Raw genomic sequence first — 21250 nt, forward strand, 5'->3', positions numbered from 1 at the left:
CCCGTATCTCACTGCCATCTTGCAAGTGGCGGAGCGGGGCCGGAATTCAAATGAAATTGTCTGCCAGGGCCGTTTCGCTACCTCGTTCCATACGCGCGGTCACCGGCATCGCCGAGGCCCGGCACGATGTAGCCGTGCTCGTCAAGCCCTTCGTCGACGGCCGCCGTCCAGATCGGCACGTCCGGGTGCAGGCCGCGAATCCGCTCGAGGCCTTCGGGTGCGGCGATCAGGCAGGCCAGGCGGATATCCTTCGCGCCCCGCTCCTTCAACCGGTCGACTGCGGCTACCGCCGTGTTGGCGGTTGCGACCACCGGCGTCACCACGATCGCGAGCCGTTCGCCGAGGTCCGACGGCGACTTGAAGAAATATTCGACCGCCGCGAAGCTGTGCGGTTCGCGGTAGAGTCCGATATGGGCGACGCGCGCAGTCGGGACCAGATCCATCATGCCGTCGACGAACGTCGTGCCGGCGCGCAGGACCGGAACGAACACCAGCTTCTTGCCGGCGATCTTTGCCGACTGCATGCGCGCAAGCGGCGTATCGACGACGACCTCGGCGAGCGGAAGATCGCGCGTGACTTCGTAGCACAGGAGCATGCCGATCTCTTTGACCAGCTCGCGAAAGGATTTCGTCGAGATGGACTTGTCCCGCACCAGCGTCAGCTTGTGCTGGACCAGCGGATGATCGACGATCGTGACGCCTTCCATGACGTGATGCTCCTGAAATTATCGGCGCGCATTGCGACAGGTTCGGCCCATGCGCTAGAAAACCGTGCCGTCGCTGATCACCTTGAGTGGCGGCGCGCCATCGGGACGGCGCGCGAACGCAATGGCGCGGCCCGCGGCCCAGGTGCCGCCTTCCAGAATGCTGGCGAGAGGCAATGACCCCGGCGGGCGGCCGAGTTTTGCGCGGACGTGGCCTGCGAGCCGGTCGAGCAGCGCGACCGTCAGCGCGCGCCACTCCACGACGAGCAGCGAATCCACCGCGTGCGCACGTTCGGCGTCGGCGTCGTCGCGCAGACGGAGCACCTCATGATCGACGAACAGGCCGCCGTTGCGGTATTCGGCAAGCCCGGTGAGGCCATCGATGTCGGTCACGTCAAGGCCTGCGCGCTGCAAGGGTTCGATCAGCGAATAGCTCAGCCACTGTGACAGCTTGTGCAGGGGCACGAGACCGGTCGTCGCGTCATCGGTCTTGATCGCGGGGTGACGCCAGCAATCGCCGAGCGGAATGCCGGCAAGCTCCAGTCGCGACGGCCAGATCGATCCGAGCTGGTTCAGCACTTCGGCGAGAATGACCGGTGCGGCGATTGAGCCGCTCGCGGCCCTTGCCGCGAGATGATCGAACAAGCCGCCCGGACGCGGCCGATCACGCGTACCGAAGACCTGCGGGCGTGACGCCACCAACTGCCCCAAGCGCCGCAACAAATCCGTGCGTCCCTCAAGGCCCAGCAGCGGATTGCTGTCCGTGACCTGAAAGCCAGACTCGAGCCGCGCAAATGGGAGTTGCGAGATCACATCCGCATCGACGCGGAAGGGAGAGGGCGGGTCACCGGAAAACGCCCCGCCCGCGAACATGTCGAGGCTTGCCAGCGCAAGCCCCTCCGAGCGGCTGATCGCCCGCCCCGTCGTCGCGTCGCGATAGCGCCATGCAGCGCCAGCGCCCGCATCCAGCAGCACGCTGACGATGGCAAGATCGAATTCAGCACGCGCCCGCGCGGCGCGATCCGGCCAGGACACGGTGTCAGCAAGGCGCGACCAACGGTCGGCGCCACCGAGGACGAAGTGCCGCCACCGCGCGTGAAAGGGAATATCCAGTGCAGGATAGGACCGTCGCGTGACAGCGAGCACGGCATCCACGACCGCGTCCATGCGATCGAGATGAACCGTGAAATGCGTCAGTCCGTCGCTCAGGCCGATCTCGAGCATCTGCGTCGCGCGCGCGCGGACCACTTCCGCTGAAAGCAGCGATCGGGCCTCTCGTTCTGTGGCCGCCGCCATCACGTAACTCAATATTTCTCCAGCGAGCGTCCGACCGTGTCGGTCAAATCCTTCGCCGTTGGGATCTCTTCGGCGTAATATCCAGCCGCCTTCTTGGCGGCGATCTCGACATGCGCATCCGCCGGAATGAGCTCCAGCGGAATCGGCACGCGCTCGACGATATCGATGCCCTGCCCCGTGAGCGCGTCATATTTCATGTCGCTCATCGACAGGAAGCGATCTATGCGCTTCAAGCCGAGCCAGTGGATCGTATCCGGCATCAGTTGCTGGAAGCGTGCGTCCTGCACGCCGGCCACGCATTCGGTCCGTTCGAAATAGGCGGCGGCCGCGTCGCCTTCCTCCTGGCGCTTGCGCGCGTTGTAGACCAGGAATTTCGTGACCTCGCCGAGCGCGCGCCCTTCCTTGCGATTGTAGACGACGAGCCCAAGCCCGCCCTCCTGCGCGCCGCGCGCGCATTCCTCGATGCCGTGAATGAGGTAGGGGCGGCAGGTGCAGATGTCGGAGCCGAACACGTCGGAACCGTTGCATTCGTCGTGCACGCGGCAGGTGATCCTGGTGCGATGATCGGGCAGCTTGGTCACGTCGCCGAACAGATAGATCGTGGTGCCGCCGATCGGTGGCAGGAACACCTTCATGTCGGGCCGCGTCACGAGCTCGGGGAACATGCCGGCGGTCTGCTCGAACAGGGTGCGCCGCAGCTCGGTCTCCGTCGTGCCGAAACGCACGGCAAGGCCCGGCAGATACCAGACCGGATCGATCGCGATCTTCACCACCGACACGCTGCCATTGGCGTGCACGACCTCGCCATCCGGCTTCAGCCGTTTGGCAACCAGCGCGCCGCGGATTTCCGGCAGATCCAGCCGCGCGCGCGTCACCGCGATGCTCGGGCGGATATCGGCCCCTTCGGCGATTTCCTTGCGGAAATTCTCGGCGACGAGATGTCCCCAGGGATCGAGCGCGACGATCTTTTCCGGATCGCTCCATTGCGGGAACGGACCGATGGTCGCGGCCGGAAACGTGTTGGTGAGATCGGGACGCCGGATCGGGTCGAGGGCGCCGGAGGAGACCGCGAGCGCACGATAGACGGCATAGGAACCGCCATGGCTGCCGATGACGTTGCGGTCCTGGGCTCGCGATACCGTGCCGACGATCGGCCCACGCGCACGCGCGTCCGCGGCGCCCCACTGGATCGGGAAGGCCGCCTTTCCACCCGGCTCCGGATGGGAGGTGAGGCGGATATGTTCGGTGCGGTTCGAGCGACTCATAACCAGGCTCCTATAAAGCCAACGGCCCGCCTGTCGGACGGGCCTAGCGCGGTCAGAGGGCAAAGCCATTCATGACCGATCTCAATAACATAGCAGTTCATCTCTTAATCGCCAGTGTTGTAACGAACGGTTGTTCCCGCATTCTCCGGCGCGCGGCAGCGCGAGCCGGACCCAAAAGGAGGATGAATGAGTGGATACGCAATGCCTGCGCGGGCGTGACACCGGGTTGATCGCAGGTTTCGCGATACCTGTTCGGATTTGGCGCAGAGGGTCAAGCGTCGTCGCCAAGAGCACGCAGATGGGGTCGAACCCGCCGACCGAACGACGCGACCAACGCGCATGATGTTGACATTGCTGATGAAGTCGCGCTTCCTCGCTGTCGTGCTGGGCAGGGCCGCGCGTCAGCTGACACCTGCCATCGAGGCCGATCCGTTGAACATGGACACGATCGCCCAGGCGCTCGATGCGAGGCTGACAGCCGCGACGGCCCGACAGGCCAGCTTGAAGGAGCGGATGGAGGACGTGCTTGCGCGCGCCGCCGTGGCGGCCGGCAATAGCGCAGATGAATTCGTCGATCGCGACGACGACGACAAGGAGCGACTGCGAGGCCTCGAGATGGAGCTGATCAACGGCGAACGAGAGCTGAAGGAGCTCGTCGCTCAGATCGGCCACCTCGAGTTTCTAAAGGCCGAGCTGATCGCGCGCTTTCCCGACTGCAAGCCGGTCAAGCCCGTCCGGAAATCCGCATCGTTGACCCGGAGCTGGCCTCGGCTTCGACGCCAGCTCCCGCATCTTGCGGAAGCAAGCAATCGGCGCTGATGCAAGCCGATCACAACTCAAGAAGCTGCTGATGGATCAAGTGTCCGCCGCCAAAACACAAAGCCCGGCCGAACGGCCGGGCTTTTGAATGCTTGCGCGAACGAAGCTGCTTATGCTGCCTCGTCGGCGACCGCCGTATCGTCGCCATCGGTATCGTCGATATCGCCCTCGGTGTCCGCATCGGCTTCGCCTTCGGCGGCTTCGGCCTTGGCACCGGTGCGGCGCGGGCTCTTGGCGAGCTGCGCCTCGATCTCCTTGACCGCCTCGGTTTCGGTCGAGTGCTGCACCACCGCAATCTCGCGGGAAAGACGATCGAGCGCCGCTTCATAGAGCTGGCGTTCGGAGTAGGACTGCTCGGGCTGCGATTCGGAGCGGTAGAGGTCGCGCACGACTTCCGCGATCGCGACGATATCGCCCGAATTGATCTTCGCTTCGTATTCCTGGGCGCGGCGCGACCACATGGTGCGCTTGACGCGGGCGCGGCCCTTCAGGGTCTCCAGCGCCTTCTTGACCAGCGCGGGCTCGGACAGCTTGCGCATGCCGACATTGGCGACCTTCGCGGTCGGAACGCGCAACGTCATCTTGTCCTTGATGAAGTTGATGACGAACAGCTCGAGCTTGGCCCCGGCGATCTCCTGCTCCTCGATGGCCAGGATCTGGCCGACGCCGTGAGCGGGATAAACGACGAATTCATTGGCCTTGAAGCCCTGGCGCTGGGTCACGACCTTCTTTTCCTCGACCTTCGGCGCAGCGGCGGCCGGCTTCACAGCGGGCTTGGCGGCAGCGACGGGGGTCTTGGAAGCGACGGGTGCCTTGGGCGCGGCGGCAACAGGCGCTTTCACGGCAGGCTTGACCGCAGCCTTGGCAGCCGCAGGCTTGGAAACGGTCGCTTTCGCGGCCGGCTTGGCAGTCTTGTGAGGCATTGCGCTTCTTTTCTTCGAGGACTTTGCAGCCGTGTGCTTAGTCGCGGCACGACCCTTGGATGCGGATGCGCTACGGCTGGCCGTGGCGACTTTTTTGGCATCCTTATGGGACGCCTTAGCAGAAGTACTCTTTTTACGCGTTTTCTGTGACACAGCCTGCGCGCGGAAAACTGCCACGCCCCTGTTCGTCATGAGGTTTCACGGGAACCCAGAGGGGCCAACGGGGCTGACGGGGTTCGGCTAATGTGCCCAATATAGCACATTTCCCGCAAAAATCAATGATTTAGGGGTTTTTTGACCTGTTTATGGCGCTGACTAAGGTATTAGGGTTAAGTTTGATCCGAGTTAGTCTCCAGAACCGGGGTTTTGAGAAAAATATTTCTCAAACTTGCCTTCCTTGCCGTCGAATTCCTTCGCATCCTCCGGCGAATCTTTCTTCTGGGTGATGTTCGGCCAGCTCTTGGCGTATTCGGCGTTCACTTCCAGCCACTTTTCGAGGCCCGGTTCCGTATCCGGCTTGATGGCGTCCGCCGGGCATTCCGGCTCGCACACGCCGCAATCGATGCATTCGTCAGGATGGATGACCAGCATGTTCTCGCCCTCGTAGAAGCAATCTACTGGGCAGACCTCGACGCAGTCGGTGTACTTGCACTTGATGCAGTTTTCAGTGACGACGTAAGTCATCCACAACGCTCCGAAAAGCTCTCTCAAATTCGCGGCTTGCGTAGCGCGTAAACACCCACGCCGCAAGGTCGGGAACGGCCGATCATGACCGGTTTTCGCAAGTCTTCGGCCAAGAAGTGAACGTGAGACGCAATTAATTACGCTTTGCGCTCGTTCAACTCCTCATACAGCACACGCGCGGAGTTTGCATCGCCGCGCCGCTCGTTGAACGCGATCACCTTCATGACCCGCACGGTGCGATCGAGCGCGATGGTCAGGACGTCGCCGATCTTGATCGCGTGTCCGGGCGAGGTCTCGCGCATGCCGTTGACGCGGACATGGCCGCTTTCGACGAGCTCGGCCGCAGAAGTGCGCGCCTTCACCACGCGCGCGTGCCACAGCCATTTGTCGAGTCGCTGGCGCTCGGTCGTGGCGCTATTCCTTTTGACGCGTTTTCTTCACGCGAACCGCTCCGCACTTCGCTCGAAAACGCTGCGCTACTCCTTGCGGCCGGCGAGCTGCTCTTTCAGCGCGGCGAGCTTTGCGAAGGGCGAGTTCGGATCGATGGGCCGATCGCGTTCGCGCGGGGAAGCGCTGGAGGCATAGGGGCGATGCGACGGACCGGATTCGCGGTCGCGACGATCGCGGCCCTTGTCGCGGCCACGGCCGCCGTCGCGCTCGCCGAACTTGCCCTTGCCCCGATCGCGATCCTTGTCGCGGTCCTTACGTTCCTGGCCCTCGAAGCGGCGGCCCTTGTCATCACGCGGCTCACGACGCTCGCCGCTTTGGCCGCCACCCTGGCCCTCTTCGCGTCCCTTGCGAAACTCCTTGCGACCGCCACCGTGACGATGGCGCTCGCCAGGCTTCGCGGCATCAGTGGCTGCGGCTTCGCCCTCTGCGGGGGCTGCCTGGGCGCCTTCCTGCGGACGCGGCTGGTGGTGATGGCGCGGGCGGTGCCGCTCGTGGCGCGGCTTGCGGTCCTCGTGGCGGCCGCCGGGACGCCAGACCTCGACGAGCTGCGGCTCGGCGGGGGCGGCTTCTGCCGCAGCTTCCGCAGGCGCGGCAGCATCGGAAGATGCGGCGGCTTCCACGGCGGCGGCAACATCGGCCGGCGCAGCCTCGGTGGCGGCTTCGACGGTTGCAGCTTCATCAGCCGGCGGCGCGATGCCGGGCGCATCCTCCGGCGTTACCGGCGCATCGGGCGTAGCGTCGAGCGTGGGCTCGGCATGAGGCTCTTCGTCATGCTGCTCCATGCCCGGAGCGTCCTCGACGGTAACCGGCTCGGCCGCTGCCTCAATGGCAGGCACCGCGTCATCCGCCGACAGTTCGGCAACGGCTTCCGCTGCAGCCTCGCTCGACGTTTCGGCGCTGCCTTCGACAGGCGCTGCCTCAGGCACGACCGTCTCGGCAACAGCCGGCTTCGGCGGCAGCGGCGGGCGCTTCTCCATGCGATAGCCAAGCGCGCGCAGCACGGAGGCGAAATCCTCGCCAGCCGAGCCCGTGAGCGAGGTCATCGCCTGCGTCACGACGAAGCTGCGGCCGTCGAACGCGCCGGCGGGCTTTTCGCCGGGCGAAGTCTCGCGCCAGGCCAGCGCCGGGCGGATCAGATCGGCAAGGCGCTCCAGGATATCGACGCGCACCGCGCGTTCGCCGCACTGCTTGTAGCCGAGCACGCGATAGGCATCGCGCGGCAACGCTTTGTCGGTGGGGAACGAGGTGCGGCCCGAGCTTGCCAGATGCTGTGCGCCCGACAGCGCCGACAGATCGACATTGTCGTGCTTGAGCGCCCAGAGCAGCGCGGCGAGCGCACGCCCGGCGGGCTTCAAGAGCTGCGGGAAATAGAGGTGATAGGCGCCGAACCGCACGCCGTATTTGCGCAGCGTCGCGCGCGAGGGCTGGTCGAGATCCTTCAGCTCATTGGCGATCTTCGGCCGCTCCAGAACGCCGAGCGCCTCGACGAGCTGATAGGCGATGCCGCGGGCGATGCCGGTGACGTCCTCGGCCTTCGACAGCTCGAACATCGGCCCGAGCAGCTTTTCGATATGCGTCTTGAGCCAAAGCTCGAGCCGCGCCTGCACTTTTTCTCGCGGGGGCCCGGTGAGACGCTCATCGGAAATGATGCGCAATCGCGGATGCAGCGCTTCCTCTGCGGCGACGAGGCGCGCGACCGCATCGCCGGTCCAGCGGATGGTGCCTTCCGAGGTCAGCACGAATTGCTCGTCGGGCGCAGCGGAGAGCTTCTCGGCACGTGCATTGATCTCGCCGGCGAGCACCGCCTGCGCCGCAGCCTGCAAGGCTTTCGCATCAGATCCTGCTTCCGCAGCATCCGGTGCAAAGGTGAACCCATCGAGGCGGCCGATGACGTGGCCTTCGACGATGACTTCGCCGGTCTTGCCGATTTCAGTATTCAAGCTCGTGTTCTCCCGCAGGCGGCGCATCAATACACTGGTACGACGATCAACGAAACGCTCTGTAAGCCGTTCATGGAGCGCATCTGACAATTTATTTTCGACCTCCCGCGTCACCCCCTGCCAGCGTTCGGGGTCTTTCAGCCAGTCCGGGCGGTTGGCGACGAAGGTCCAGGTGCGGATCTGCGCGATCCGGCCCGACAGCGTGTCGATGTCGCCGTCGATGCGGTCGGACTGGTCGACCTGGGCGGCGAACCAGGAATCGGGGATGCAGCCCTTGTCGATCAGGAAGCCGTAGAGCGTGGTGACGAGCTCGGCATGGGCCGCCGGCGAGAGTTTTCGGTAATCGGGGACCTGGCAGGCCTCCCACAGCCGTTCCACCGCCGCCTTGCCGTGCGCCTTGTCGCGGACCTCGCCGTCGCGGGCGGCGTGATCGAGCACGCGCATGTCCTCGGCAATCGGCGCGCGCGTCAGTGCCTCATGGCCGGGGGCCAGATTGAGCGAGACCTGCAGCGCGCCGAGCGAGGAGAAATCGAGCTTCGAGTTGCGCCATTGCAGCACCTTCACCGCATCGAAGGTGTGGTTCTGGAGCGCGTTGACGAGCTCGGGCTCGAACGGCGCGCAGCGGCCCGTTGTTCCGAATGTACCGTTGCGCGTGGCACGGCCCGCGCGGCCCGCGATCTGCGCGAACTCGGCCGGCGTCAGGCGGCGGAACTGATAGCCGTCGAACTTGCGGTCGGAAGCAAACGCGACGTGGTCGACGTCGAGATTGAGGCCCATGCCGATCGCGTCGGTGGCAACGAGGTAATCGACGTCGCCGTTCTGGAACATCGCCACTTGCGCATTGCGCGTGCGCGGCGAGAGCGAGCCGAGCACCACGGCAGCGCCGCCATGCTGGCGGCGGATCAGCTCGGCGATCGCGTAGACTTCGTCGGCCGAGAACGCGACGATCGCGGTGCGCCGCGGCTGGCGCGTGATCTTGCGATCGCCGGCAAATTCAAGGCTGGAAAGCCTGGGACGCGTGATCATGGAGGCGCCGGGCAAGAGGCGCTCGATGATCGGGCGCATGGTGGCTGCACCCAGCAGCAGCGTCTCGTCGCGGCCGCGACGGTTGAGGATGCGATCGGTGAAGACGTGGCCGCGCTCGAGATCGGCGGCGATCTGCACTTCGTCCACCGCAAGGAAGGACACATCGAGATCGCGCGGCATGGCCTCGACGGTCGAGACCCAGTAGCGCGGATTCCTCGGCTTGATCTTTTCCTCGCCGGTGACGAGCGCGACGCTCTCTACGCCGGCGCGATCGGCGATCTTGTTATAGACCTCGCGCGCGAGCAGCCGCAGCGGCAGCCCGATCATGCCGGAGGAATGCGCGAGCATCCGCTCGATGGCGAGATGGGTCTTGCCGGTATTGGTCGGCCCGAGCACCGCAGTGACGCCCGCGCCAGGCGCGCGCTCGGAAGCGAAGGAGGAGGGAGGAAAGGCCATTCTGGGGGATTAGCTAGTCGTGATTGGGCGGTTTGTCAGTGGCGATTGGTGGCGAAGTGCGCGCCACACATACCGTTGTCATCGCTTGCTCCGCTGTCATGCCCCGGCTTGACCGGGGCATCCAGTACGCCGCGGCTTCTCGGTTCAATCACAGGCGTCTCGGAGTACTGGATCGCCCGGTCAAGCCGGGCGATGACGACGGAGTGAGTGGAGAGACTCCCCGCCTCCCCCGCAACTGTCTCATTTTGCAACGCTTTCTCGCCCACGCTTAAGCTTCGGAACGACTCCGGAACGAATCGCGGCCGAATCGCTGACTCCCCTTTGCTTCCGGATTCGTTCACGCAGCATCTCGTGCCAAGTCGATTTCGGGTGCACTAGATGGAGTTTTGGCCGTCGGCACAAGCGGCGTTTTCGGGGCGAGTTCCTTAATGTTGGGGACGGGAGGGAGTCGAATCAGAATCGACTGAGAGTCAAATGGATTCATGTGGCCCAACCCTCCCCTGGAGGGGCAGGGTCGGCGCGAAGCGCCGGGGTGGGGTGATCTCTCCACGCAGGCACTGTTGAGGTGGAGAGACTTTCACCCCACCCCGCTCGCGCGACGCGCGATCGACCCACGAGCGAGCTACGCTCGTCTCGGACCCCTCCAGGGGAGGGTGAAAGCGGCGTCACACACGCCTCGCTCATTTCGGCGAAAACAACCCCATGCACAGTAGGGATAGACAAGCGGGGCCGCGCTTTCCACCATTTGTAGTGGGTCCACCATCGTCAACGCGTAGCCCGTATGGAGCGGAGCGGAATACGGGGGACCCTCGGGGCGGCACGACCCCGGATTTCGCTTCGCTTCATCCGGGCTACGGGACGACGGCCCGCCCTATTGCGTCTTCGCGACCTTGGGCGGCTGGGGGACGGTGATGAAGCTGGTGGCTTCCAGCATGGCCGGGCCCAAGGGGGTCGGGATCTTCACCCAGAACGGCACCAGGATGCGGGTGCCGGCCACCGGCGCAAACGCAATCTCGATGTTGCGCTGGGCGGCGAGGTATTTGATGACCGGACGATCGGGGATGTAGCCGGCGACGGGCACGAAATAGAGCGCGCAGACCACGACCGGGCCGCGATAGCCCTTCTCCGCCTTCACGCTCTCCATGCGCTTGAAATCGAGCCTCAGGTCGTAGCGCATGCGGCCGTCGAACACGGGGGCGCCGGTGTGGCAGGCCTCCGGCGACACTGGCTCGCCGGCGCCGGGCACGCGCAAGAGCGAAGCCGTCATCGGATCCCAGACGCCGCGGCGATGCGCCTCGGTGACGACGATGCGATCAGGGTCGACCGGCGGCTCCGGCGCGATGCCGAACTCTTTCACATTGCCCTTGTCGAGGACGATGTGGATGTCCTCGGTCTTCTTCGAGGTGGTGGTGGAGGCCTGGTAGCCGGTCGCAACCAGCGCGCCATTGACGACGCGCCCCTGGCTGGCGCCAGTGCCGGACCCGCCGGTGAAGGATTTCAGGAGGCCGATGGTGCCGCCGGACGCGGCAGCCGAAAATACGTCTTCCTGGATGTCGATGGTCCAGGCGCCGCGGCCGACCGGAATGCCTGACAGCGTCGCCTCATACTGCGCATCGAGCCGCCCTTGCGCTGCCGCCGGCGCCACATCCCAGCCGAGGCCGCAAAGGGCCATCAGCGCCAGCCAGCCGCGGGCACGCGGCCGGGGCGAGAAAGACAGAGGCATGATCACGTTCAGCTGCAATCCGATGATACCGCTAGCCCTGTACTTAAGCCAAAACCGGCGGCAAACAATGTCGGGGTCGGGCAATCAGCGCCCGGCCGCCTGGAACCGGCCTCTCTTTCCGCCCCGATTACGCCCTTTATGTGATGGTAAGGCATTTCAATCATTGCCGTTTTCGTGAGTGGGCAGTGCGTACTCGGAAACCTCTCCTGCCCCTTGTTCCGCCGTTCCCCCGTCCCGCTCCGCTGTCATGCCCCGGCTCGACCGGGGCATCCAGTACGCCGCGGCCCCTCGGTTCAATCACAGGCGCCTCGGCGTACTGGATCGCCCGGTCAAGCCGGGCGATGGCACCGGTGGGTGGGCTGAAAGCGCGCCAAATCCTTGACTACCCGCCCCTTCCCCCCTATACGTCCGCCCGCTCCCTGCAAGGACAGAGAATTTGCAACCCCCGTGGCGCCCCGAATGGCCGCCGCAAATCGCTGGGGGAAAGGATAAGGATTTTTGACATGTCTCGCCGCTGCGAACTGACGGCCAAGGGCCCCCTCACCGGCCACAAGGTCAGCCACTCCAACATCAAGACCAAGCGCCGCTTCCTGCCGAACCTCGTCAACGTGACCTTCATCAGCGAAGCCCTCGAGCGCAACGTGCGCCTGCGCGTCTCCACCAATGCGCTGAAGAGCGTCGACCACAATGGCGGCCTCGATGCCTACCTCATCAAGGCCAACGCTGACGCGCTCTCGCCGCGCGCGCTGGAATTGAAGCGCCAGATCCAGAAGAAGGTCGGCGGCGCTGTGCCCGAGAAGAAGGCGAGCTAAGAATTCTTACGAGCTGGGCCGGGGGCACGCGTAAGCGTCGCGTGGCGTAGCTTTAGAGCGTTGAGTTTGAGTGACGGCCGGGTCGAAAGACCCGGCCGTTTTTGCTTGGGCGGTCATCATCCTGGCTTCTTGAAGCCAAGTTCGATTAACTCAGCTTCAAGTTCGGCAAGAGAACTTTCCGGGATCGCCAGTACGAACAAATTGCGCGCACGGGTTACAGCAACATACCCGATGCGCCCAACCTCGCTGGCTGTTCCACCTATGAGTGAGCGCACCTGAGATTTGTCAGCGACATACATGACAGCCCCGATGCTCTCGCCTTTTACCTGATGGACAGTGGATGTGCGAAGCGGCGCTGCACCGACACTAGCTAAATCATGAGGTTGAACGATTGGCTCGTCCAACAACTCCTTCTTAGCGAGCTTATTTCCGATGTTTTCAGCCGGAGTCAGCGCAAACTCACTACTTAGCCGGTCTAATAGCGCTTTTGTGCGAGTGACAAGTTGCGGATGCCATTGAGTCGCTGCGCGCAGGCTCCCGCTTGGGAGTCCTGTGGACGAGTCGCGAATGAACGACCAGATCGCTCGCCTCAAGTTTCGCGAGTCTAAGTCTGCCTTCCGATTTAGAACATCCAACAGATCGCCATGCTTATCGGCAAGCAAACCAACCAGACCAGTACATCCGTGCCTGAAAGCATCCGTATGCTTATGAAGTTTATCCCGGCTAACAGTAGCATTCACAAAGCTACGGACGATTCCTAGCCCCTGCTGCTTTTCTCCGCCACTCCATGCATTCGTCCATTGGGTCGAGCGACAGACGATCGCCGCATCGTTGCGGTCGATTTCAGCATCATGAAGCATGGTCATGAACGCATCGATCGTTTTACTCTTCTCGGCCAATTTGTACGGAAGAAAGAAAGCGCCGTTCAGCTCTGCTGGAGCTTCACGAGCAGCGCTGTCATTTCGATTAGCAATCCTGTTAGCGACGGCAACAATGGCAGGAACCGAGCGATAGTTCGTAGCTAGATCACGCGCGATTACCCCGGCCTGCGCCGCGTAGTTTTTCAGAAACTCGCCTGTTGCTCCTGAAAATTCATAGATGCCTTGATTGCAATCGCCGATGAGCGACAGCTCGGACCCTGCTTCAACAAGCAGTTCCAGAATTCGCTGGTGCTCTGGACCGATATCTTGAGCTTCATCAACCAAGATGTACGGATATCTTCGAGCGAGGGCTCGCAGAACAAATGGCTGATCTTCCAGAATACGGATCGTCCAATACCGTCCCAACGAATGGGTATAGGCACCGACTTGTCCAAGCTTCGCAATCGCCCTCGTAGCATCAGTTCGAGGAATCTCGATTACCGCATATGACTGACCAGCCTGAAACCGAAAAACTCTTTCTGACAACAATACTCGTAAGTCTGCCGTCGCATGCGATCTCGTACCGTCGAAGACGGTGAACGACTTCAGAAAGGGCTCCCGACCATGAACCAAAAAGGGTGTCCGCGGCGCCCTCATCGTCCTATGACCATGCGGCTTGAGAATGTTGGCAGTGATAAACCCATCGACGGTATCGATTTCGACGGCAGACGACTGCGCCACCATTGATGCGCCCGCTTCCAGCGCGTCGTAATCTCTGCGAAACGTATCAACTGCAACATTGGAAAATGACAGCAGCGCAGGCATGCCGTGCACATCGCTTAGCGTTCGTCTCAATTCCATAAGCCGATGAACAGCCGTCCGCGTTTTGCCGCTACCCGCGCACGCAGTGACACTTATCGGACATATCGGCAGTCCGACGATCGCTTGCTGCTCATCCGAAAGGGCTGTCACTTCCGCGATACGTGACCGATTGCATCTACGATGTAGGAAGGAACGATCAGCGCCAAGTCTTCATCCTCGACCTTTGCAGCAAGCGCCTGAGCGAATCGTCCTTTCTGTACATTGTTTTGACCACGTTCAAACATTCCTGAAAAAAGAGCCTTTGCTTTCGCAGCATCGTCAGATGCTGCTTCGATTTCAGCTTCCACCTGCTTTCCGATAATAGGATGGAGTTCTTTGAGAGCTGCGACCATCGCAATTCGATTAGTATGATGAAGGGCAAGATCATATTCGAAGGTCTTAAGCCCGAAAAACACTTTCACATAGTTGTCCTCCAAAGCCTTCATCGCTTTTGCATTCGCTGACGGCTCGATGGTCTCGCCAACAGCCGGATAGTGAGGGGCGGTCCTTCCGCTTGCGTCAACGGTCGGTTCCGGATCCGAATCAGTAACTACGGAGACCGGAATCTTGATGGCACCATCCCCAAAGAGAGGCATAAAGGAATCGAAGTTCAAACCTTCCACACTGATTAGACTGACTGCATATTCCCGCAGGTTAACACCGATAGATTCGGCCAGTAGATTGACCATCATCAGTTCGGCTGCCCCTTCCACGAATATCACTCGCCGCGCGAAGAACAGCTCGGCTCTAGTGACATCCAGGTACCGCTCTAGCTTTTCTCTCTTCCCCTTTCCAAATTCGACTGAACGAGGATGAAAAGATTCAACTTGCTCATCGATCTCGAATAGACACGCAACTGACGAGAGCTTCGCAAGGCTCGCGAAGTTTGGCGAGTAGCTCGTAACAAAAACCTGTACGGCCTTCTCGCCCACGGCACATTTGATATCCGAAAGGTAGGTTAGCAGAACAGCCTGAAGCTGCGGATGCAAGTGTGCTTCCGGTTCCTCGACGATCAAGCTGCGAAACGCGGCATCTGCACTCCTCGCCAGTTCGCTTAGCACCACCGCCATAAATATGAGATTGTTATACCCAAGTCCGTTGCTTTCAATTTCGAAAGCATCGACGAGGATGGATAGCCGAGAAGCCAGCCGCCCAAAGTCGGTCGCAGTCAAGCCGATCTCAAGAGCTTGGGCTAACTGTTCGCCGAGCATGCTCTTGTGACGGCCAGCAATAGCATCCTGAGCATCAATTAGCGGCTTGTGCTTCTTCAGCTCTACATCCAGCTTATTCAAGGCCTCATCGATGTCGCCTCGCCCCTTTTCGTCAGACAAGAGCTGCAACAACCGCGATAGCTGGCTCGTGCGACTCGGCCTAAGGCCCTGTGCAGCGTCACGTAGAGGTGGCAAATAGACGCTGCGCAAATTCTCTAGCATGCTTGAAGCAACTGGAACGTCGTTATGGTCTCCGCACCATCTTCGGCCTCTTAGACGACCAGACTTATCTACATCTCCATAGCTGATCCCGAGCACCGCTTCTATCTTGCCGTCTGGCCCCGGTCGCAACGCGTGGAGAAAGTCGGCTTCATCTTCGGGGCTTAGATCTCGGAAGAGATATTCGAACTGGATCTCATTTGCTCGTTCCCCCTTACCGTTGAAATGTAAGTCATCTCGATCGAACCGAGGGTATTGGTCGTCTGGACCTGCAAGCAAAGATCGCAGAGCATCGACCACGGCGGTCTTACCCACATTATTAGGACCGACCAAGACATTCAGACCGGGAACAAATTCGACGGAGATCTCTTTTAGACGGCGGAAATTCTTGATCGATAATCTGGCTAAATACACGGACCTCCCCCAAAAAATTTTTGATTCAAGTGTTACGGGATGTTGTAAGTTTATGCAATTGGCACGAGTGGCCGGATTCTCAATTTTCGCTAGGGTCGCGCCAATATGCGCTCAAGCTCTATCGCTGCTAGCGCAAGACCGAAAAGACAGGGCCGCGGCAGCTGGTGTCGGCGTCGGCACGGCCACGGCCTTCGACGCGGCCCCGCCGCAAGGCCAACATCAATCCGGTGCCGCGCCCCGTTCCCGCGTTAACCGTCCATTAACCAACGCAGCCTAGCCTGCTCTGATCGTCCAGCCATCATCAGCCTGAAATGCCTCCCCGGTTCAATCCAGGAAGACAGCCGATGTCCGTTGAGTTGTTGACGTATGCCGAGCTAGGCGCCCGCCTCAACATCTCGCGCGAGGCCGCTCGTTCGCTTGCCAGGCGGCGCCGGTTGCCGCGCTCGCGGTCGGATGACCGCAAGGTGCGGGTCGGCGTCGATTTCTCCGAACTGCGCTACAGGCCCCGCCCGCGAACTGGCCGCCAGGCAGACCCCATCGCCGCCTCCATGGCAAAGATCGAGGCCTTCAAGAGCGAGGCCTTCAAGGCCGAGATCGCGCGGCTCGAAGCAAGGGCAGCCGGCTACAGAGCGGATTTCGAGCGCGAGCGGGAGCGCGCCGATCGCCTCGCCGTCGAGCTGCTGCAGGCGGCTGCCGAGACGAGAGCAACCAACGCGTGGGCGGCACGATTGGAAGATGAAGTGGCGGACTTGCGGACCAACCGCCAGGCTGGCGGCTCGCGCGCCGGACAAGCCGCGCGTCGATTGGGACATCTGGCCGCTTCCATCGTGGCCGCAGACCGCGCGGCCTGCAGATAGCATGCAATACTTTCTCACATCCCCGGCTTGCCGGACCAACGCGAGGGAAGAATGGCTGGCAACACCGATATTCACGAAATGAAGGCGCGCATCGTCGTGTTTGGGGTCGGCGGCGCCGGCGGCAATGCCGTCAACAACATGATCACGGCCGGGCTGCAGGGGGTCGAGTTCGTCGTCGCCAATACCGACGCGCAGGCACTTGCCATGTCGAAGGCCAAACGCCTCATCCAGCTCGGCACGAAAGTGACGGCAGGCCTTGGCGCCGGCTCGCAGCCTGAACTGGGGCGCGCCGCAGCCGAAGAGGCCATCGATACGATCCGCGCTCAACTGACCGGCGCACACATGGTGTTCGTCACGGCCGGCATGGGCGGCGGCACCGGCACCGGGGCTGCACCCGTCGTCGCCAGGACCGCGCGCGAGCTCGGCATTCTCACGATCGGCGTGGTCACCAAGCCATTCTACTTCGAGGGCCAGCGCCGCATGCGCTCGGCCGAAGCCGGCATCGAGGAGCTGCTCAAGACAGTCGACACCCTCCTGATCATCCCGAACCAGAACCTGTTCCGGGTGGCCAGCGAGAAGACCACATTCGCCGATGCCTTTGCCCTGGCCGACCAGGTGCTTTACTCGGGCGTGGCCTGCATCAGCGATCTCATCGTCAAGGAAGGCCTGATCAATCTCGACTTTGCCGACGTTCTCTCCGTCATGAAGGAGAAGGGCAAGGCGATGATGGGACGGGGCGAGGCGTCCGGCGAGAAGCGCGTGCTCGCCGCCGCGCTGGCTGCGATTTCCAATCCATTGATCGAGAACCCATCGATCAAGCGCGCCAGCGGCCTCATCATCTCCATCACCGGCGGCAAGGATCTCATGCTGTACGAGGTCGACGAAGCGGCGACCCGCATTCGCGATGAGGCCGATCCGGACGCCAACATCATCGTCGGCGCGTCCTTTGATGAAAGCCTCGAAGGAATCGTCCGCGTCTCGGTGGTGGCGACCGGGATCGATAATCTCGACCCGGCGCAGGAGATGCCGGTGGAAACCTCACTCACGCAGCTCGCCGGCAAGCTGCGCAACGACAGCCGCCGCATCGCCGATCGCATCGAGCGCAGCGCCAGCCTGCCGCAAGTGGCGAGCCCGCCGCTCCGCCCGGAGGTTCGCCCACAAGCGGGGCAACCGCCAAGGCCTAATCCCGACCATGCGCGCCAGGCGGCGCCTCGGCCGCTCGATCCCTACGGCCGCGCTTCTGCGCGCAATGCGACCGACGACGGCGTTCTCGATATCCCAGCCTTCCTGCGCCGTACGGGCAGCTGAGCGGTTGCGAGAAGGGGACTTGCTGGCCTCCAATACCGGACGTGGGTCGCTGCTAGGCGACCAGCAACAACCAAGGTGTCGTCCCGGCGAAGGCCGGGACCCATACCCACAGGGAGTAGTTTGGCGAAGACTCGTGGTTAGCAACTTCGCGCCATAACCGCTCCCTGGGGTTATGGGTCCCGGCCTTCGCCGGGACGACGGCGGAATTTGTGGTGCGCAGCGCGCCGATGCTTCACGCTGCCGTGCTACGAGTCCGCTGGTTCCTTTTTTTCCGGCTCCTTGTCGCGAGACAGCCAGGCTGGAAAACGAAGCAGGCGATCGGTGTTGTCTTTTGGCGGCTCGATGCGCGCCTCACTGGGCGAACTCGGCAGGTCCAGTGCAACGTGTCCAACGCGCACCGCATCCGCGCGCTGATCCAGTCCGCGCAACAGGGGATCGAGCACGCTGTCGATTTCGGTCGCCACCGACACCAGAAAACTATTGAGCTCGCGCGCCTCGGGCATGACGGCCGCCGCCGGCTCGATCGCCTTGCAGAGACCGTCGACGACGGGCGCAAAGGCGCCGGCGGCCTGTTTGATGCGCGTTTTTATCGCTTCGATTTCCGCCAGAACGCGATCGCGTTCCCGCCTTATTCTTTCCTCCGAAAGGCGGGCTTCGAGTTCGGCGATGTGAGTCGTCAGGGTCTCGGCCTCGGATGCAAGTGCATCGCGCCGTCCGCGCACGCGATCGAGATCGCGGCTGAGATTGTCCACTAAGTCGTCCTTTCCGAACATTGGGTTACTCCGTAGGACAGCCGTTTTGGTCTGTAGTACGGCCTTGGCGCGAACCGCCAGCCTCGCCACCGACCGGATGACCGGATCGGCCGAAACAGGCATCAATTTCGGTCGCGTCACATGGACTGACATGCTTGGGCCGACATGGTGATCCCCCAATCGTCCACATTAGGCGACCGCATGGTTAACAAGTCGTTAATTTCAACAGACTGATACGCCAATCGGCTATACTCGCCCCGGTAGCATCACCGGAGGGGACGCTTCGATGGAGCACGAAGCCAAGAACGAGACCAACAACGAAACCAAGAACGAAACCAGGCACGAACACACGACCGCACCCAAAAACGAACCGAAGAACATCGTCATCTGCTGCGACGGCACCGGCAACGAGATCAGCGAGAACATCTCCAATGTGCTCAAGCTCTATCGTTGCCTGCGCAAGACCGACAAAACGCGGCCGCGGCAACTTGTGTTCTATGATCCAGGGGTCGGCACGGTCTCGGAGCCCTCGACGTGGCACCGGCTGAAGGCCAACATCAACCTGGTGCTGGGACTCGCCACCGGCTATGGGCTCGATGACAACGTGCTCTCGGCCTATTGCTTCCTGGTCGAACACTACGCGCCGGGCGACCAGATCTATTTGTTCGGCTTCTCACGCGGCGCCTATACCGTGCGGGTGCTGGCGGGGCTGATCCACAAAATCGGTCTGATCTCGCCGGAACAGGCGAACCTCGCTGGCAGCGGCCTGATCGCCTACAAGCAATATTCCGGCATGGGACGCGGCAATGATCTCTCCGCGCTGACCGATGCGGGCTCCGACGAGGACGGGCCGCTGCCGTCCGACCGCTTCGATCTCGCCGCGCAGTTCGCGCGCATCACCTCTTCGCGCTGGCCGACGATCCGATTCATCGGCGTGTGGGATACGGTCGCCAGCGTGATCGTGCCGCGGCCGGACCGGCTGTACTGGCCGAGCCTGGAGGAGCTCGCCTTCACGCTGCAGAACCCGAGCGTGAAAATCTTTCGCCAGGCGATCGCGATCGACGAGCGGCGCTGCATGTTCCGCCTCAAGGAGTGGATGGAGCCGCAGCAGTTCTGGAGCAACCGCTTCGTCCCTGATGACAAGAAAGAGCCGCAGGATATCCTGCAGGTGTACTTTGCCGGCTGCCATTGCGACGTCGGCGGCGGCTATGCCGAAACCGAAAGCGCGCTGTCGAAATATCCGCTGCTGTGGATGATCGACGAGGCGTCCAAGTGCGGGCTGCATTTCAACCCGCGCACGGTAAACCAGCTCGCCTGGGGCGTGCAGCGCAAGAACAGCCCGTTCAGTTACGTCGCGCCCAGCGTGACCGGCGAGCTGCACAATTCGATGACGGCTGCCTGGCGCGTGCTCGAATACATCCCGAAGAGCGCGAAGTACAAGGAATGGCCGGAGCGGCAGGTCCATTTCGGCTTCTACATCCCCGACTGCGAGCCGCGCCTGATCCCCGAAGGCGCGCATGTGCATGAGAGCGTGGTGAAGCGGATGGCGGACGTGCCGGACTACAGGCCGGTGAATCTGCCGACGCAGTTCGTCACCGTGCCGATGCCGGTCGGGCCGGAGAAGCCGACGACGGTGGAGGCGGCGTGAGGGGTGGGGGAGCGCGCCACACACTTCGCCGTCATCGCCCGACTTGATCGGGCGATCCAGTATTCCAGAGGCCGTGACGAATACGGAGGAGCCGCGGCGTACTGGATGCCCCGGTCAAGCCGGGGCATGACAGCGGAGATGATGGTTACTGCTCCCTTAATCGCTTCGAAGAATCGCTAAAATTCTTACTCAACAGTTAGCGCGATGGTGCGACACGCTGTGCCATTCCTTCCCGCGAGGACGCATTTCGCGTAAGGAGGACAAGCGACATGCAGCATCCGCGCCGATTTACACGCGTCAAGCCGAGCGGGCTGGTGTCGCGGCAGGCCAAGATCATCACGGACCCGAAGGCGCCGGTGATCAACTGCACGCTGATCGACTATTCGCCGGGCGGCGCCTGCGTCGATCTCGGCGGCCAGGTGAAAGTCCCCGATCGTTTCGAGCTGCTCCACGTCAACACGAAGAAGCGCTGCCGCGTCGCATGGAAGCGCGGGACGCGGATCGGCGTGGTGTTTTAGGGGGACATGCGCCCCTTGCTCCGCCGTCGTCCTGGCGAAAGCCAGGACGACCGCGCCCCCTACTTCCGCCACCTTGCCTTGGCGCCCGCGACGATCTGCATGGTGACGCCGGCGATCCAGACGAGGAAGACGACCCAGGTCCAGAAGATGTGCGGGTTCTCGCGCAGCACGATGACGGCGACGGAGACGAAGGCGGTCACACTGGCGCAGAGGGTGCCGGCCGAGCTCAGGAATTCCGCGGCGTCGATCTGCTCATGCGCCTGGTCGAAGGGAAGCTGCGGGGTGTCGATGCCGAGATAGAAGCCAACCGCGCCGAGAAGCATCATCAGCACCAGAAAGCCCTGCGTGGTGAGCTCCGGGATGGCCGATCCGACATGGGCGCCGACGAACAGGCCGCACGCCGCCCCCGCCAACGCCAGTCCACAGCGCTCCAGCACGTGGGCAGACTTCCGGACACCATAGCGCATGGCAGGCCTCGCGGGGTTCGCGATGGCGAGGTTAGGC

17 protein-coding genes and 1 pseudogene are annotated in these 21250 nt (G+C 62.5%); 6 read left to right on the plus strand and 12 right to left on the minus strand.

Features of this window, described 5'->3' with window-relative positions:
- Positions 1–77 precede the first annotated feature (77 nt).
- The 3 genes from upp to SO156_RS13925 are packed head-to-tail and all read right to left on the minus strand — an operon-like array spanning position 78 to position 3265.
- Positions 78–707 carry a uracil phosphoribosyltransferase gene (gene upp / locus SO156_RS13915; RefSeq protein WP_458148596.1) on the minus strand — a complete coding sequence of 210 codons (630 nt, stop codon included), beginning with the start codon at positions 705–707 and terminating at the stop codon, positions 78–80.
- A gap of 54 nt (positions 708–761) precedes the next feature.
- Complete coding sequence (locus SO156_RS13920; protein WP_458148597.1) at positions 762–2000, minus strand: URC4/urg3 family protein; 1239 nt, start codon at positions 1998–2000, stop codon at positions 762–764.
- An 8-nt stretch (positions 2001–2008) separates the two neighbouring features.
- Complete coding sequence (locus SO156_RS13925) at positions 2009–3265, minus strand: GTP cyclohydrolase II (RefSeq protein ID WP_498535158.1); 1257 nt, start codon at positions 3263–3265, stop codon at positions 2009–2011.
- A gap of 339 nt (positions 3266–3604) precedes the next feature.
- Between SO156_RS13925 and SO156_RS13930 the strand changes: the two genes are divergently transcribed.
- The gene (locus SO156_RS13930) at positions 3605–4084 is read left to right on the plus strand and encodes a hypothetical protein (RefSeq protein WP_498535159.1); all 480 of its coding nucleotides are present in this window, start codon (positions 3605–3607) and stop codon (positions 4082–4084) included.
- A gap of 110 nt (positions 4085–4194) precedes the next feature.
- Here the strand turns inward: SO156_RS13930 and SO156_RS13935 are convergent, their stop codons facing one another.
- The 5 genes and pseudogenes from SO156_RS13935 to SO156_RS13955 form a co-directional block, all read right to left on the minus strand.
- A complete protein-coding gene (locus SO156_RS13935; protein WP_458148600.1) occupies positions 4195–5007 on the minus strand; it encodes a CarD family transcriptional regulator in 813 nt (270 codons plus the stop codon).
- Positions 5008–5352: 345 nt separating this feature from the next.
- Positions 5353–5691, minus strand: a complete 339-nt coding sequence (gene fdxA, locus SO156_RS13940; protein WP_027526516.1) for a ferredoxin FdxA — start codon at positions 5689–5691, stop codon at positions 5353–5355.
- Between the two features lie 137 nt (positions 5692–5828).
- Positions 5829–6095: pseudogene (locus SO156_RS13945) on the minus strand (RNA-binding S4 domain-containing protein); the annotation flags it as partial.
- Between the two features lie 72 nt (positions 6096–6167).
- Positions 6168–9563, minus strand: a complete 3396-nt coding sequence (locus SO156_RS13950) for a helicase-related protein (RefSeq protein ID WP_498535160.1) — start codon at positions 9561–9563, stop codon at positions 6168–6170.
- Between the two features lie 871 nt (positions 9564–10434).
- The gene (locus tag SO156_RS13955; protein ID WP_458148634.1) at positions 10435–11235 is read right to left on the minus strand and encodes a DUF3108 domain-containing protein; all 801 of its coding nucleotides are present in this window, start codon (positions 11233–11235) and stop codon (positions 10435–10437) included.
- 554 nt (positions 11236–11789) lie between these two features.
- Between SO156_RS13955 and rpmB the strand changes: the two genes are divergently transcribed.
- Positions 11790–12098 (plus strand): 50S ribosomal protein L28, encoded by a 309-nt coding sequence (gene rpmB / locus SO156_RS13960; protein ID WP_498535161.1) that lies wholly within the window; start codon positions 11790–11792, stop codon positions 12096–12098.
- Between the two features lie 116 nt (positions 12099–12214).
- On the opposite strand, the gene SO156_RS13965 is transcribed toward rpmB, so the two are convergent.
- Both SO156_RS13965 and SO156_RS13970 read right to left on the minus strand, forming a co-directional pair.
- A complete protein-coding gene (locus SO156_RS13965; protein WP_498535162.1) occupies positions 12215–13930 on the minus strand; it encodes a UvrD-helicase domain-containing protein in 1716 nt (571 codons plus the stop codon).
- On the minus strand, positions 13927–15663 hold the full coding sequence (locus tag SO156_RS13970; RefSeq protein ID WP_498535163.1) for an ATP-dependent nuclease: 1737 nt from the start codon (positions 15661–15663) through the stop codon (positions 13927–13929). Before SO156_RS13970 ends, SO156_RS13965 begins: the two co-directional genes overlap by 4 nt.
- A gap of 344 nt (positions 15664–16007) precedes the next feature.
- Here SO156_RS13970 and SO156_RS13975 point away from each other — a divergent pair, with 344 nt between their 5' ends.
- Positions 16008–16520, plus strand: a complete 513-nt coding sequence (locus SO156_RS13975; protein WP_498535164.1) for a hypothetical protein — start codon at positions 16008–16010, stop codon at positions 16518–16520.
- Positions 16521–16571: 51 nt separating this feature from the next.
- Positions 16572–17828 carry a cell division protein FtsZ gene (gene ftsZ / locus SO156_RS13980; RefSeq protein WP_498535165.1) on the plus strand — a complete coding sequence of 419 codons (1257 nt, stop codon included), beginning with the start codon at positions 16572–16574 and terminating at the stop codon, positions 17826–17828.
- A gap of 245 nt (positions 17829–18073) precedes the next feature.
- Here the strand turns inward: ftsZ and SO156_RS13985 are convergent, their stop codons facing one another.
- Complete coding sequence (locus SO156_RS13985; protein WP_498535166.1) at positions 18074–18703, minus strand: hypothetical protein; 630 nt, start codon at positions 18701–18703, stop codon at positions 18074–18076.
- Between the two features lie 163 nt (positions 18704–18866).
- Between SO156_RS13985 and SO156_RS13990 the strand changes: the two genes are divergently transcribed.
- On the plus strand, positions 18867–20228 hold the full coding sequence (locus SO156_RS13990; protein WP_498535167.1) for a T6SS phospholipase effector Tle1-like catalytic domain-containing protein: 1362 nt from the start codon (positions 18867–18869) through the stop codon (positions 20226–20228).
- 269 nt (positions 20229–20497) lie between these two features.
- Positions 20498–20746 carry a PilZ domain-containing protein gene (locus SO156_RS13995; RefSeq protein WP_458148612.1) on the plus strand — a complete coding sequence of 83 codons (249 nt, stop codon included), beginning with the start codon at positions 20498–20500 and terminating at the stop codon, positions 20744–20746.
- A 59-nt stretch (positions 20747–20805) separates the two neighbouring features.
- Here SO156_RS13995 and SO156_RS14000 read toward each other — a convergent pair whose 3' ends face one another.
- The gene (locus tag SO156_RS14000) at positions 20806–21213 is read right to left on the minus strand and encodes a hypothetical protein (RefSeq protein WP_458148613.1); all 408 of its coding nucleotides are present in this window, start codon (positions 21211–21213) and stop codon (positions 20806–20808) included.
- Between the last annotated feature and the right edge of the window lie 37 nt (positions 21214–21250).

It is taken from the genome of Bradyrhizobium sp. UFLA05-125 (assembly GCF_059803515.1).